This is a genomic window from Veillonella parvula, assembly GCF_018366295.1.
GTDB lineage: Bacteria > Bacillota > Negativicutes > Veillonellales > Veillonellaceae > Veillonella > Veillonella parvula_P.
In genome coordinates this window covers 115,538-130,842 of the sequence record NZ_JAGZIJ010000007.1, presented here as the reverse complement: position 1 = coordinate 130,842, position 15,305 = coordinate 115,538, and the positions used below count along the sequence as shown (strand labels likewise).

9 protein-coding genes, 3 tRNA genes, 1 pseudogene and 1 riboswitch are annotated in these 15,305 nt (G+C 39.8%); of the genes and pseudogenes, 12 read left to right on the top strand and 1 reads right to left on the bottom strand.

The features are described 5' to 3' along the window. The first annotated feature begins 820 nt into the window (after positions 1–820). Together KHY58_RS07540 and KHY58_RS07535 are read left to right on the top strand one after the other, a co-directional pair. Positions 821–896 (top strand) — tRNA-Trp (locus tag KHY58_RS07540). Between the two features lie 112 nt (positions 897–1,008). Next, a tRNA-Arg gene (locus tag KHY58_RS07535) sits at positions 1,009–1,085 on the top strand. A gap of 125 nt (positions 1,086–1,210) precedes the next feature. Here the strand turns inward: KHY58_RS07535 and KHY58_RS07530 are convergent. After that, entirely contained in the window at positions 1,211–1,489 is a 279-nt protein-coding gene (locus KHY58_RS07530; protein ID WP_128114310.1) for a helix-turn-helix domain-containing protein, read from the bottom strand. 168 nt (positions 1,490–1,657) lie between these two features. On the opposite strand from KHY58_RS07530, the gene KHY58_RS07525 reads away from it, so the two are divergent. The 10 genes and pseudogenes from KHY58_RS07525 to mazG all read left to right on the top strand — a co-directional run bounded on the left by KHY58_RS07525 (position 1,658) and on the right by mazG (position 15,264). Further along, positions 1,658–3,358 carry an efflux transporter outer membrane subunit gene (locus KHY58_RS07525; RefSeq protein WP_278472769.1) on the top strand — a complete coding sequence of 567 codons (1,701 nt, stop codon included), beginning with the start codon at positions 1,658–1,660 and terminating at the stop codon, positions 3,356–3,358. A gap of 15 nt (positions 3,359–3,373) precedes the next feature. Beyond that, a complete protein-coding gene (locus KHY58_RS07520; RefSeq protein ID WP_021148449.1) occupies positions 3,374–4,420 on the top strand; it encodes an efflux RND transporter periplasmic adaptor subunit in 1,047 nt (348 codons plus the stop codon). A gap of 9 nt (positions 4,421–4,429) precedes the next feature. Then, positions 4,430–4,927 (top strand): annotated as a pseudogene (locus KHY58_RS10035) (ABC transporter ATP-binding protein); the annotation flags it as partial. Positions 4,928–5,122: 195 nt separating this feature from the next. Beyond that, on the top strand, positions 5,123–6,229 hold the full coding sequence (locus tag KHY58_RS10030) for an ABC transporter ATP-binding protein (RefSeq protein WP_413084546.1): 1,107 nt from the start codon (positions 5,123–5,125) through the stop codon (positions 6,227–6,229). Then, on the top strand, positions 6,226–7,338 hold the full coding sequence (locus KHY58_RS07510; protein ID WP_195213056.1) for an ABC transporter permease: 1,113 nt from the start codon (positions 6,226–6,228) through the stop codon (positions 7,336–7,338). Before KHY58_RS10030 ends, KHY58_RS07510 begins: the two co-directional genes overlap by 4 nt. Beyond that, positions 7,338–8,453: an ABC transporter permease gene (locus KHY58_RS07505; RefSeq protein ID WP_156697027.1), complete on the top strand. Its 1,116-nt coding sequence runs from the start codon at positions 7,338–7,340 to the stop codon at positions 8,451–8,453. The genes KHY58_RS07510 and KHY58_RS07505 overlap by 1 nt, the downstream gene beginning before the upstream one ends. A gap of 137 nt (positions 8,454–8,590) precedes the next feature. After that, positions 8,591–8,762: riboswitch (cobalamin riboswitch) on the top strand. 566 nt (positions 8,763–9,328) lie between these two features. Beyond that, positions 9,329–9,413, top strand: a tRNA-Leu gene (locus tag KHY58_RS07500). Positions 9,414–9,609: 196 nt separating this feature from the next. Then, positions 9,610–12,906, top strand: coding sequence for a transcription-repair coupling factor (gene mfd / locus KHY58_RS07495; RefSeq protein WP_195213057.1), 3,297 nt, complete (start codon positions 9,610–9,612; stop codon positions 12,904–12,906). After that, positions 12,903–14,510, top strand: coding sequence for a putative polysaccharide biosynthesis protein (locus tag KHY58_RS07490; RefSeq protein ID WP_195213058.1), 1,608 nt, complete (start codon positions 12,903–12,905; stop codon positions 14,508–14,510). Before mfd ends, KHY58_RS07490 begins: the two co-directional genes overlap by 4 nt. After that, complete coding sequence (gene mazG, locus KHY58_RS07485; protein ID WP_195213059.1) at positions 14,494–15,264, top strand: nucleoside triphosphate pyrophosphohydrolase; 771 nt, start codon at positions 14,494–14,496, stop codon at positions 15,262–15,264. The genes KHY58_RS07490 and mazG overlap by 17 nt, the downstream gene beginning before the upstream one ends. Positions 15,265–15,305 lie beyond the last annotated feature (41 nt).

Below are 15,305 nucleotides of genomic sequence, written 5' to 3'. Positions count from 1 at the left end.
GTTAAGCTCATAAACGCCGAAAGTACTTGGCTGGAGACGGCCTGGGAGGATAGGAAGCCGCTGATTGCTTAAAGGCACACCTGAGGGTGTGTCTTTTTTGTATATGGCTTCCTATCCTCCCAGGGGACCTGGTAAGCAGGGCAGTAGAAGATGGAGGAGTGAAACGACGACAGATTCACTGCATCACTTAGTTCATTATTTTTTAATTATATTATCAGTTAATTGATAATAAATAATTAATGAAGGTCTAATTATAAATTTTAATAATTACTATTTATTACATATTCTATTCATGCATAGAATTATCACTTTTTTATATAGGTCCCTATCTAGCCTAGTAAATACGTGCTTTATAGCTATCTTTCTGATATTTAATAATATACCAAAATGTACCAAAAATTACTCGTTTTGATTATATTTCATATCACTTTCACTATGTTTTCACGAACTATCTATATACTAGCTATAGTTGATTGAGATCAACTAAGGAAATGGAGGTCTACTACTAATAACTTTTACCTGTCCCTTTTACAAATAATACAAACAACACAAAACAATACAACACATAAAACAACACTTAAATACACAACAATACTCTCCCTGTGTATAAACAAAACAATACATATACAAAACTCTCTAATTATATATACCATCTCCCGTATATATAAAGGTAAAAGTTAGGTAGACATAAGAGCCCTTGAAAGAGGGCTCTTTTCCTTTAATATTTCTTATTATTTATTGATTAATAAGCCTATATTTCTTGACATAGTATGTAATATTTGTTAAACTAATCAAGTATCAAGCAAAGCTTGATGAATATAGGGGTATAGCTCAATTGGTAGAGTAGCGGTCTCCAAAACCGTTGGTTGTGGGTTCAAGTCCTACTGCCCCTGCCAAAATTTGGATGGCGGTCTTCGGGCCGCATGTCCATAAAATTACTCAAAAAATATTAAAAAATGCTTGCGTAGCCGCAATCATTATGTTAATATAAGTGAGTACCTTGTACATGACTCAGTAGCTCAGCTGGATAGAGCGTTTGACTACGAATCAAAAGGCCAGGGGTTCGAATCCCTTCTGGGTCACCAAATTAAAGCATCACAGTAATGTGGTGCTTTTTTATTTTGCTTTTTATATGTATATAAAGGACCCTACATATTTATGTAGGGTCCTTTTATGAGCTAATGATCTTTATTTAATTAACTAAGTTTTATTATTTCGCATGTGGCTGATCTGATTCAGCTACTACGTTAACGACAATTTCTTGATCTGCAGAAATAAGATTCATAATGATGGGGATTGGCTGTTCGATGGCTTCAGCTATACTTTTAATTTGTCGCATTGCAACAGGATAAGGTGTTGTTCTATCACTTTGAAATAATTCTTCCAATTGGGTGATTTCTGCTTGACTTAGATTCGATTTATTTGCGAATTCTTCAACTGTCATATTATGTTGTTCGCGATAGCTTTTAATGATTTCACCGATATACATAATCGCCTCCACTTGAATTATATTAATACATTTTTATTTTATGTGAAAGTTCGATAAAACTCAAGTTAGATTGAAATGATACTTCATATTATTGATACATAATGGTTTTATATTATAAGATGAACATATAATGATACTGATATATATGGAAATGAAAAGAGGTTTGCTATGAAGACGAATAGAAAACAACTTTTAATTGTTTATATATGTTTAGCATTAGGGGCTTGGAGTGCTAGCGCTGGCATCAGCTTTAGTCAATCAAATAGAGATACGAATCAAACGCGTCGAGATAATACGATAATACAGCATAAGTCTGAAAAAACTGTTGACGATTCTGACCAAGGCAGTCCTGTTATTGCATCGTATTACAAAGATGGCAAAAAAAAGAAGAAAAAGAGTACTGCTGCTGATGAGACTAAGCTTTCAGAGAAACAAAAAGCAACTAAAGAATTGAATGAACATTCTTGGGTAGAAGAAGCGGGAAAACATCCCTTACCGTATGCGGTTGTGGAAGGGAACGCGGTCAGTGAAGAAGAGTTAGCCCACTGGTGGAAGGTTTTTAATGATCCCGTATTGGATCAATTAATTGATTTGACCCTCAAAAATAATCGGCAGTTAGAGGTAGCTCGTTCTCGAGTTAGACAAGGACGGTTACAGTTGGGTATTGCTGAAGCACAGCGATTACCTTGGCTAGATGCTTCCGGTTCATGGTCGGCTAATAGAGGTCAGGGTGAATGGGATTCAGACCGAGAAGCGATAAAGAATTTACCTATATCTGATAAGATGACGAGAAATGTAGAAACCGGTAAATTGGGAATTGATGCGCGATGGGAAATTGATATATTCGGAAGACAAAAAGCAAAATCACGTGCTGCATCGAATTCGTTACAAGCATCACAGGCGGATTTATATTCCACCTGGGTATCTTTGAGCGCGGAAACCGCATTACAGTATATGTCGTTAAGAACTTTACAGGAGCAATTGCGCATAACAGAAGATGATGTGAAGCGTCAACAGGAAGCGTTGGAACTGATTAAGATAAATAATCAGTCTGGTATTATTAATGAATTACCTGTGCAACAGGCTACATATGCATTATCTCAGACTCAAGCGGAGATTCCTTCATTAAAGAAAAATATAGCTTCCACAATGGCTGCTCTTTCTATATTGACGGGAACAGTTCCAGGCGAGATTGACGGGTTATTGATGGAAAATACTTCATTACCTACGGTGGATCCACACATGTTTATCGGCATACCGGCGGAAGCTTTACGACAACGGCCTGATATTCAGGCGGCGGAACGACGTATTGCGGCGCAACAACAGAAAACCAAGGCTGCAAAGGCTGACCTTAAGCCTAGGTTTTCACTAAATGGCAGTATAGGCTTGGAGTCGTTTTCATCGGGAGGTCTTATTTCGGCTATCGGTAAAATGATAGGAATAGGACCATCTATCACTATGCCTATTTTCAATGCCGGTGCTATTCGTAAGAATATAAAGATACAAACAGAAAAGGAACAGGAATATTTGGCACTTTACGAAGAGACTGTTTTGAAAGCTGTAGGGGAGGTTCGAAATGCGGTAACGGATGCATCTCAGGATCATATTAAGTCCGAGGAATTGAAATCTGCTGTAGAATCTGCACAGCAAGCGGAATCTTTGGCGCAAACCAATTTTGACTCCGGTCTTAGCGATTACTTAAGTGTTCTTGATGCACGAAGAAATGTATTGTCTGCAAGGCGGCAATATATCATGAGTCGGGGGCAAGAGTTTGCTGATACCGTTCGTTTATTCAAATCCTTAGGCGGTGGTTGGGAAGCCATGGACATGGATCAGGAGGCAGAGGCGGACTCGCATGCTAAGAAATAGTGTGAGAAACGGGGAATGATTATGAAAGAGAAACTTGATGTCATTAAAGGGTGGATGGCGAATAATAGAAAAAAGTGCGCAGGTATAATGATTGCCTTTCTAATAATTTTGGGTGGAGTAAGTTATTATGCTTATAATCAATACGAAGCGTACATTGCCTCTCATCATATTGTGTTGCAAGGCAATGTGAATCTGCGTGAAGTTAATGTTGCATTTCGGGGAAGTGACCGGATTGCCAGCCTTTTGGTGGATGAAGGTGCGGTGGTGAGCCAAGGGCAGATTTTGGGGTATTTACATTCTGATGAATTGAATCTTACTGTACAGCAGGCTAAGGCTACCATTGTAGCACAGGAAGCTATAGTGGCCAAGTTGCAGGCCGGCAGTAGACCAGAAGAAATCGCTCAAGCATCGGCACGAGTTACATCTGCAGAAGCTGCGTTAGCGCAATCGAAACAGGAAGCAGAGAAGTTACGAAAATCCTATAATGCTTCAAATGGTAAGGCCGTTAGTCGACAGTCTGTAGATGATATACAGGCGAAGGTGAAAGTATCGGAAGCCAAATTAAACGAGGCTCAGCAAGCATACAATTTAGCTGTCGCAGGGCCAAGACAGGAAGATATAGCACAGGCCCAAGCCCAATTGGATGCGATGAAAAGCGAACTGGCCCGTCAGGAGTTCTTGCTGAACCAATCTGTATTAACGTCCCCGATAGACGGTGTTATAACGGCCCGATTATTACAGGTCGGTGATATGGCTTCACCGAATACACCTGTATTTAAATTGGCTGAGAATACTAAGAAATGGGTTCGTGTATATGTGAACGAACGGGATTTAGGAAAAATTTATAACGGTATGGATGCAAATGTAACAACGGATACATATAAGAACGAACCGATTCACGGAACAATCGGATATATTTCTTCCGTAGCGGAATTTACACCTAAATCGGTAGAAACGGAGGATGTGCGTACTACACTTGTATATGAAGTGCGGGTATATGTAGATGATCCTGATAATCGTCTCCGTTTAGGAATGCCTGCCACTGTTTCCATTGATATATAGAGGTGTGCAGTGAATGATGTATATGCAATCGAAGGGTCACAATTATATAAAGAATTCCCCCTTGTCGGAGCTGATCCTATAATAGCATTGGACCATTTGGATTTTAAAATCCGGAAAGGCTGTTTAACTGCGTTGGTTGGTCCAGATGGGGCGGGAAAAACGACTTTGATTCGTTTGATAGCTGGTTTATTGGATGCCACGGCTGGTTCTTTAGAGGTCCTCGGAATGGATGTGAAAGCACATTCACAGGCAGTTCAAGATAGACTCAGTTATATGCCTCAGAAATTTGGGCTTTATGAGGAATTATCCGTCAGTGAAAACATGAATCTCTATGCAGATTTACACGGTATTCCTTTGCATGTGAGAACGAAGCGGTTTGAAAAATTACTGCATATGACAGGGCTAGCCAAATTTACTAAGCGTCAAGCCGGTAAATTGTCAGGTGGTATGAAGCAAAAGCTTAGCCTAGCCTGTACATTGGTGCGTTCTCCGGAGCTTTTATTGCTCGATGAGCCTACCGTAGGGGTAGATCCATTTTCAAGGCGGGAGTTATGGGAAATCTTAGAGTCGTTAGTACGTACAGATGGAATCAGCGTACTTGTTAGCACTGCATACTTAGATGAGGCGGAGCGTTGTAAAGATGTTTTCGTCCTCAATAAGGGGCACTTTTTAGCAACTGGGACACCGCATGAGTTGACTCAAATGTCTGAGGAACGATGCTTTCAGGTAAAGATTCCGAAGTCGTTGAGCATGAGAAATGTACAGGCCGCATTGATGGATGACAGGAAATGCGTGGCGGATGCCGTTCCGGAGGCCGGTGCCGTGAGGTACATAAAAACAAAAGAAATGCTTTCGATTCCTTGGCTTAGCGAGTACGGTATGGAGGAACAACCAGTTCAGAGCCGTTTGGAAGATACCTTTATGATGCTGTTAAAAGAGGATAAAATTGCCTCAAAACAAGGGGCTGAGCCTTTAGATAGTATCGATATGGATTTGAATGAAAGTGTGATAGAGAAAGAACGAAAACGTTTGTTGTCCCCAAATGAAATGGTTGAGCGTCCAGTAGAAATTTCCGTATCTCATTTGGTGAGGACATTCGGTGATTTTACGGCGGTAGCTAATACATCATTTACGGTGCAGCGCGGAGAAGTATTCGGATTGCTTGGACCAAACGGAGCCGGCAAGACGACGACATTTCGTATGTTGTGTGGATTATTACCTGTAACGAGCGGGGATTTACGTGTAGCCGGTGTTGATGTCGTTAAATCTCGTACGGCAGCAAGAAGCAATTTCGGATATGTAGCGCAAAAGTTTTCTTTGTACGGCAATTTGTCCGTTATGGAAAATCTAGAATTTTTTGCTGGTGTGTACGGTTTGTACAGTCAAAAAAAGGATGATCGAATAGAAGCTGTTATCAAGGAGTTTCGTCTAAATGATGTGCGAGATATGATAGCCGGTGATTTGCCTGGTGGTTATAAACAGCGCTTGTCCATGGCGGCTGCCTTAATGCATGAGCCTAAAATTCTTTTTTTGGATGAGCCCACAAGTGGTATTGATCCTCTTACAAGGCGTAATTTCTGGCGACAGATTACTTCTTTATCAAAGCGAGGAACAACGATTATTATTACGACTCATTTTATGGATGAATCGGAATATTGTGACCGTATTATGATTCAGGATGCAGGAAAACTCGTTGTACTGGGAACACCTGATGAAGTTAGACGGATTGCCGGCGATGAGAATTGTACTATGGATGAAGCGTTTATCTCCGTCATACTAAAAAAACGGGAACAGGAGGATGACGTATGAACGGATTTATAAGACGGTTTTCCTCATTGGTATACAAGGAGACCTTACAAGTATTGCGCGACCCTAGCACTATTTTGTTGGGTGTTGTGCTACCTATACTACTTATTATCCTCATCGGCTCAGGGGTTACTTTGGATGTTAAACACGTGCCGATAGCAGTGGTTATGGAACGTCAAGATTCGATGACCCAAAGTGTGTATGACTCCTTATACGGCTCTGAGTACTTTCAACCTATAGCGGTTCGCGATAGAAAAACGGCGGAACTATTGATGGAAAAACGAAAGGTAGATGCCATATTGGTGATTCCACAGGACTTTTCTGATCAAATTATGCGTGGACAAGGGAAAGTGCAGGGGATTTACTATGGTGTCGATACTTCGGTAGCGATGAGTATAGAAAGTTATGTAAACTCAGCTATTAACTTATGGGCCGTTAAGAATATTCCGTTTATGCTACGTGGTGGATATATAACAATGAACCCTCGCATGTGGTTTAATGAGGCAAATACAAGTACCTGGTTTTTGATTCCCGGGCTTATTATGATTATCATGACGATTGTATCCGTTTTTCTTACGGCTGTCGTTATGGCTAGAGAATGGGAACGTGGTACTTTTGAGGCTTTATTCGTTACACCAGTTAAGCCTATTGAAATTATTTTGGCTAAGGTAGTGCCTTATTATGTATTGGCCATGTTGGGGCTGTTGTTTTGCCTCGGTGTTTCGTATTTCTTTTATGAAGTACCTATGCGTGGTTCCTTATGGATCATCTGCATTGTGTCCACATTGTATTTGATTGTTTCTTTAAATATGGGACTACTTATATCTGCGTTTACGAAGAAACAGTTCTTAGCTTGTCAAATGGCATTACTCACCAGTTTTTTACCAGCTTTAATATTGACGGGTTTTTTATTTGATCCACATTCACAACCTGTGGTGATTCAATATATTTCACGGCTTTTACCTCCTACATATTTTTTAGAATTACTGAAATCATTGTTCCTAGGTGGAAATAACTGGTATTTGATTATTAAAAATAGTGCCGTATTATCGGGGTTTGCTATTTGCTTTACAATATTGACAATTTATATTACGCGGAAGAAGGTGGAATAATGAATTGGCGCCTGTATTGGAATCAAATTGTCTCCATCATATGGAAAGAGCTATTAGCCACCTTTAAAGATCCGAAAACTCGTATAATCTTACTGTTACCGGTCATTATTCAAGGGTTCCTCTTCGGTTATGCCGCAACCTATAATCTCAACAAGGTTCCCTATGTATTGATTGATGAAAGTCATACGCAGACCGCAGCTGCATTAGAATCGACTATTAATTCATCCGGTGTTTTTGAACTGTATCAATCTGCGAACTCTCCGGATATAATCGCACCATTAATAGACTCCAACAAGGTTATTATGGCGGTTATCATACCTCAGGATTTTGAAGAAAACTTAAAGCATAAACAACCTACATCTATTACTGTTATTGTAAATGGAACGAATACAATGACTTCAGGTCTTGCCACAGCCTATATGGGGCAAATCATTTCTCAATTCAATCAGACTTGGTTAGGTGTTGAGCATAAGGGAATCACAATTGAATCTCGTACCTGGTACAATGAAAATCAGCAGTCTTCTTGGACTTTCTTGACAGGTCTCGTTATATTGATCAGTATGACACAAGTTATCATGTTGGGGGGGCTATCTGTGGCACGAGAACGAGAGCAGGGGACCTTTGATCAATTATTGGTAACGCCCGTATCATCTATGCAAATTTTGGTTGCAAAGTCTATACCACCCATGTTAATAGGACTGTTTCAAAGTACTGTATTGTTATTAATAGCCATGTTTTGGTTTAAAGTTCCATTTCGGGGCAATATATTTCTTGTGTATGCCGTGTTGTTTACGTTTATAAGTAGTAGCATTGGATTGGGGTTATCTATTTCGGCTATTGCAAAAAATATGCAGCAAGTTCTCGTATATGTTTTTGTCTTTCTTTTTCCACTAGCCTTATTGTCCGGATTAATCACACCTGTACATAATATGCCGAAAATATTGCAATATCTTACATATGGAAATCCTATGCGGTTTTCTGTTGAGGCAATGCGCAGAATTTATCTAGAAGGTGCAGGATTGACGGATATTTGGTTTAACTTTATTCCTATGATTATATTAACTATTGTTACTATGTCAATGGCGGGGTGGTTGTTTAGAAATCGTGTGGGATAAGTTTGTTTTCTAGCTAGTTGAATTATTAATTTCTGTTATAACAATACGGCAGAACTATATAGCTTTTTTTTATTAATAAATATGCTTTTGCCGTATTGACGAAATGAATTTAGACTGTTAGAATAAAAGCATAGAAAACATCATATTTGGGAATAGGTGCTGAAAAGCATAATAGAGAAGCTGGTTAAATGCCAGCACGGTCCCGCCACTGTATGGTCGAGCGAGTCTAAATTAAGTCACTGGGAAACTGGGAAGGCTAGATGAGCGATGAAGCCGAGTCAGGAGAACTGCCTATTCAACATTCACCATTTGACCTACGAGAGATAGGGAGGAGAAGTTAATAGCTCCTTTTTACGTATCCGTAAAAAGGATTTTTTAGTTCTATAGGATTTAAATTGTATTATATTTAATTTAGATTTTAGTTCTATACGACCTAAATGTCGTGCTATGGTCATGGTGGATTTACCTTCTTGGTATTACCAGCATGACGTATGTTATGACTGTTAATATATTTTATGGTAAATGTAGGGCATGCATTTATTCATCATCATCCTAAAAAAGAGGCTGACCCAGGGTTCTAGTAGTTCGGATTCTGGGTCAGTCTCTTTTTATTTTGCAAATATTAATTATCAGTAAGAACTTTTAGATTGAGACCTGTAGCGTTAAGGTTTAGATGAGGCGTTAAGCGTTAATATATATACAATTGTAGAGTTAAGAGTTTTTAGATTTAGAATTTGTTTTAGGTTTACGTAAATTGTAAGGTTTAGATAGTTATTATCCTTGGAATATATTTTTCGATGTATGAATTTTAAGTCATTTATAAAAAAATGATTGACGATGAATTCCATACATGATATTATTATTTCAGTTGAGACGCGGGAGTGGCGGAATTGGCAGACGCACCAGACTTAGGATCTGGCGCCTTACGGCGTGGGGGTTCAAGTCCCTTCTCCCGCACCAACTTTATTGCACCTATTGCACCTTTAGAGGTGTATTTTTTTTGCCTAAATTAAGTATTAACGTGGATATTTATATCGATAAACACATACATTTTGATAGGAAGATAGGTACAGATTTAACTACTACGTTATATGTTATAATAAATGAGTTAGAACTATTTAATTAATACAATCATAGTAATACTATATGGTGCAGTATGGATAATACATTAACAAAACTGCTTTCACAGAACCCATCCTTTGTGGATGGGCTAAACGCATTTCAGCGAAAGGGGAAGTCAGTCATATATGGTCTTAGCGGATCTCAAAAGAGTTTCCTCTTAAGTCAATCTTTTTCTGCAGGTCTTACAAAACCTGTAGTCATCGTAGTCCATGATAAGGACCATAAAGAGATGTGGGAACGGGACTTAGCTTTTTTCATGCCTAATGTGCCAGTCTTATCATTTCCTACAACAGATCATGTAGACTTTACGACTGTGGCTCGCAGTCTTGAAGACCAAGGTGCGCAGATGCGAGCATTAGCACTGTTGGCGTGGCAAGAGCCGGCAGTAGTCATTGCCAATGCTGAAGAGGTTACACAGTATGTTGTATCTCCTCATTACTTAAAGGGACAATCGTTGCATTTTGCTTTAAATGATGCGATTGAACGTGATGTAGTCCTTGAACAGCTCGTAACAATTGGATATGAACGCGTAGACCAGGTGGAACAACGTGGTCATTTTGCCGTGCGTGGAGATATTTTGGATATTTATCCTGTAAATAGTGATCATCCGATTCGTATTGAATTCTTTGGCGATGAGATCGATACATTGCGTTTCTTCTCCGTTGAGAATCAACGTTCCATTGAGCAAATTGAATCCTACACGGTGACGCCTTTCTTTCTTGGTAAAAGTGATGCAGAAAGTACTTTATTATCTTATGTGAAAGAGGGCACTCTAATTTATGACGAGCCAGGTCGTATTCAAGAAGCATTAAAGAAATTCCTTAAGGAAGATCCTACACATCGGAAAAATCATTGTGATTGGAATGAACTACAACGCACTGTAGATTCTGTGAATCAAGTGGCTTTCACATTTATGCAACAACGTTCTATTGGTCTCACTGGATTTAACCCTATTGGTATTCAAGGGAAGACGATGACGAGCTTTGAGCGTCAAATTCCCCTATTAACAGATGAAATAAAGCAATGGCATCGTTTAAATCACCAAGTAGTACTAGTATTAAATAATCAGCAACGACGAGAAGGTATTGAGCGTGCCCTTGAAGGGGAAAATATTGCATTTACTCATAGTGATACATGGATAGCAAAGCCGAACACTGTCGTTATTTTAAAAGGATTATTAACAGATGGTTTTGAATTGCCAAATAGTCATTTAGTAGTAGTCGTAGAAGGCAATATTTACGGACAACAAAAGCGCAAGCTTCGCACCAAACCTAAAAAGGGCCAAGAGATCAATTATTTCACGGATTTAACCCCTGGTGACTATGTTGTACATAGTATGCACGGTATCGGTAAGTATATTGGTCTTAAAACGATAGAAACGGAAGGCATCCATCGGGACTATATTGAAATCGCTTATGCTGGAATGGATAAATTGTTCTTACCTGCAAATAATTTAGATCAGTTACAAAAATACATCGGCAATGAAGGTGATGTGCCTCGTATTCATAAGATGGGTGGCCGTGACTGGGCTAAAGTTGTTACAAAGGCAAAAAAATCCATTGATGATTTGGCAGATAAGCTCGTTGAGATATATGCACAACGAGAAATCACAGAAGGCTTTGCATTCTTGCCGGATCAACCATGGCAGCAAGAGTTTGAAGATGCGTTCCCATATGAGGAGACGGAAGACCAGTTACAGGCTACGGCGGAAATTAAAGAATCTATGGAACGACCTGTTCCTATGGATCGCCTGCTCGCTGGTGATGTAGGCTTTGGTAAAACGGAAGTGGCTATGCGTGCCATTTTTAAGGCCGTTATGAGCGGTAAACAAGTAGCGGTACTTGTACCGACCACGGTATTAGCACAGCAACATTTCCAAACCTTTTTAAATCGATTTGCTCCATTCGGGGTTAAAGTAGATGTGCTTAATCGATTCCGAACTACATCAGAGAAAAAACAAATTCTTAAAGGCGTAGAGGATGGATCTATTGATATTCTCATTGGAACCCATTCATTACTTAACAAAAAGGTGGTATTCAAAGACTTAGGAATGCTTGTTGTAGACGAGGAGCAACGTTTTGGGGTAGCACAAAAAGAAAAGTGGAAAGAGTGGGCTAGCAATATCGATGTACTGACTTTGAGTGCTACACCGATTCCGCGGACTTTACATATGTCCCTCGTTGGCGTTCGAGAAATGTCTGTTATCAATACTCCGCCAGAGGAGCGATTGCCTGTTCAAACCTATGTGGTGGAATACGATATGAATCTCATAGCAGATGCTATCAAACGAGAACTTGCAAGAGGTGGACAGGTCTATTTCGTATATAACCGTGTCGCATCCATTAATCACATGGGAGAACTATTAGAATCCGCATTGCCTGGCTTGCGTTATGCTGTTGCTCATGGACAGATGACAGGCCGTCAAATTGAGGAGATTATGACCGATTTCTATGAAGGTCATTATGATGTGCTCTTGTCCACGAGTATCATTGAAACCGGCTTAGATATTCCTAACGCCAATACTATCATCATTTATGATGCGGATCGTTTAGGTTTATCTCAGCTATACCAAATGCGAGGGCGTGTAGGCCGTTCTCGTAGACGTGCTTATGCATACTTTATGTATCGGCCAGATAAAATACTTTCAGAGGCAGCTGAAAAGCGTTTGAAAGCCATAGAGGAGTTCACTGAGCTCGGCGCAGGATTTAAGTTAGCCATGCGAGATTTAGAGATTCGCGGTGCCGGTAATCTATTAGGTTCACAGCAACATGGTAATATCGCATCTGTCGGCTTTGGCATGTACGTGAGTATGTTAGAAGAGGCGATTGCAAAGGCTCAAAATAAAGAAGTTGAGCGAGATGTATCCATTGATCCAGCTATCGACTTAGAGGTAGATGCGTTTATTGACGATGCGTATATCAAAGATAGTGCTCGTAAGATTTCTGTATACCAACGATTGTTACATATTAAATCTAAAGAGCAACTCGACGATATGACGGATGAGCTCATTGATCGCTTCGGTACACCAACCGATCCAGTAGACCGTTTGTTGCGCATTGCTCAAATTAAGGAGCAAGCACGTCTACTGGGCATTAAGAGTATCGTCCGTAGAGATAAGCAACTCACTATCCATTGGCATGACGATTCTAAAATGGCCGATTGGGATATGGGGGCTGTACCAGAAGATTTATGGAAAAAAATGAAGTTTATGGATACCAAACCAGCCACATTATATGTGAGCCTTAATGGTATGAAAGGTTCTATTTTGACCATTACGGAAGCGGTGATAAAGGCTCTTAGCCACAAGTCACCGACTAAGGAGGGCCTATGAATCGATTTTTAAAGGGTGCCATGATTTTGACCTTAGCCGGTATTATCGTGAAGGTCATCGGTGCGTTTAGTAAGGTTCTTATCGCACGAATCTTAGGTGGTGAAGGAATTGGCCTATATATGATGGCCTATCCAATCTATCAAATTATCGTTAGTATTTCTGCGGCAGGTATTCCTGTAGCCATATCTATTATGATTGCAGAGAAACTTGCTAATGATGATATGCGAGGCGTACAACAAGTATTTTCCGTATCTTTGAGGGTACTCGCTATATTAGGGCTGGTATTCAGTTTGGCCTTATATGGAAGTGCGCAATGGCTCGTAGATAATCAAATCATCAGCGATCCACGTGCTTTAATTGCTATTCAGCTATTATCTCCAGCCATTTTTGTAGTGACCATCCTGAGCTGTTTTAGAGGGTATTTCCAAGGTTTCCAATATATGGTGCCTACTGGTACGAGTCAAGTATTTGAACAGATTTTTCGTGTGTCATCTATGGTAGGTTTGGCATACTACTTCATTGATCGTGGACTCCATTTAGCGGCAGGTGGTGCGACCTTTGCTACATTCCCAGGCGTATTGGCGGGGTTACTTGTATTAATTTATTTTTACTACCGACAACGCAATATTCGAGAGAAGATGCTTTTACAACAGAATTCTAATGCCATTTGTGAAAGTAACGGCACCGTAGTTAAACGATTGTTTAGTCTTGCCATACCGGTTTCTATGGCGAATATCATGCTTCCCATGGTATCACTCATTGATACATTTATAGTTCCGAAACGATTGATGGATATTGGATACTATCTCAATGAAGCAACCACACAATTTGGTTATCTGACGGGTATGGCAACATCTCTGATTGGGTTGCCGATCATTCTAACTACATCCTTAGCCGCTAGTCTTGTACCAGCCGTATCTGAGGCACATACTCAAGGTGATGTACATCGCATCGTGAAACGGGCGGAAACGGCGATTAAAATTGCTAATATGTTTACGATTCCAGCCTGTATTGGTCTCTGTGTACTAGCTACGCCAATATCGCAATTAATATATGCAACACCCCACGCAGGGCCTGTTATTGCTGTTATTAGCTTGAGTATTGTGTTCCTCGGTTGGCAGCAGGTTACTGCAGGTGTTTTACAAGGGTTAGGAAGGACAGTAATTCCTATGGTGTCGATTTTTATCGGCTTATTAGTGAAGACATTCTTAGATTATGAGTTGACAGGCAGTGTTGAGTTGGGCATTAATGGTGCAGCTTGGGCGACGAATTTAAACTTTGCTATTGCAGCGCTTATTAACTATATTTTTGTAAAAAGATATGTAGGTTCGGTACTGAACACATTAGAGTTATTAAAAATAATAGTATCTGCCATGGCCATGGGCGGTGCTACACAAGTCATCTATGTGAGCACTGTTGATTTATTAGGCAATGGTGGCGCTGTGGCTGCAGCAATTGTAGTGGCTATTTTTGTATATGGTTTATCGTTATGGCTTACTAAAGCTGTCGTAAAAGATGATATTTACCATTTCCCAATCATAGGCAAGCGCTTACAAGCTCGACGCAATAGGGAGGAAGCAAAGCTATATGAAGAACAATATTGATATTCAACCTTTAGTCGATGTAGTGAAAACTTTGCGTGCACCAAATGGCTGTCCTTGGGATCAAAAGCAAACGCATGAATCTTTACGCCGCTATTTTATAGAAGAGACTTACGAGGTGGTAGATGCCATTGATAATAAAGATATGCCAAATCTTCGTGAAGAGTTAGGTGATGTATTATTGCAAGTTGTCTTTCACAGTCAATTGGCAGAGGAGGCTGGTCATTTTACACTTCAAGACGTAATTAATGATGTCGCTGAAAAAATGATTCGTCGTCATCCTCGTGTTTTTAGCCCAGGAAATGATGAAAAATCATACACTTGGGATGAATTAAAGGCACAAGAAAAGAAAAATATTCAAAATTCTGTATTGGATGGTGTATCGAAAAGTTTACCTGCTTTAATGGCGGCTTATAAGCTCCAAGAAAAGGCTGCAAAGCTAGGATTTGACTGGGATGAGCTTGATCCTGTTTGGGCTAAAGTTTCCGAAGAAATGGGGGAATTTAAGGAGGCTATTGACCAAAATAATAGAGAAAATATGGAAAAAGAAGCAGGAGATGTGCTTTTTTCCTTGATTAATCTATTCAGATGGTATAAAATAAGCGGTGAAAATGCACTAAATCGCACAAACACAAAGTTCCGACAGCGTTTTTTACATGTAGAAGCTTGTGTTAACCAAAGCGATCGCTCATGGGAAGACTTTTCATTAGCTGAGCTGGATGCTTTTTGGGAGGAGGCTAAAGTGCAGGAAAAGTAACCTAGAGGTTTATACACTTCTAAGGTATTGTAATTTTAAGG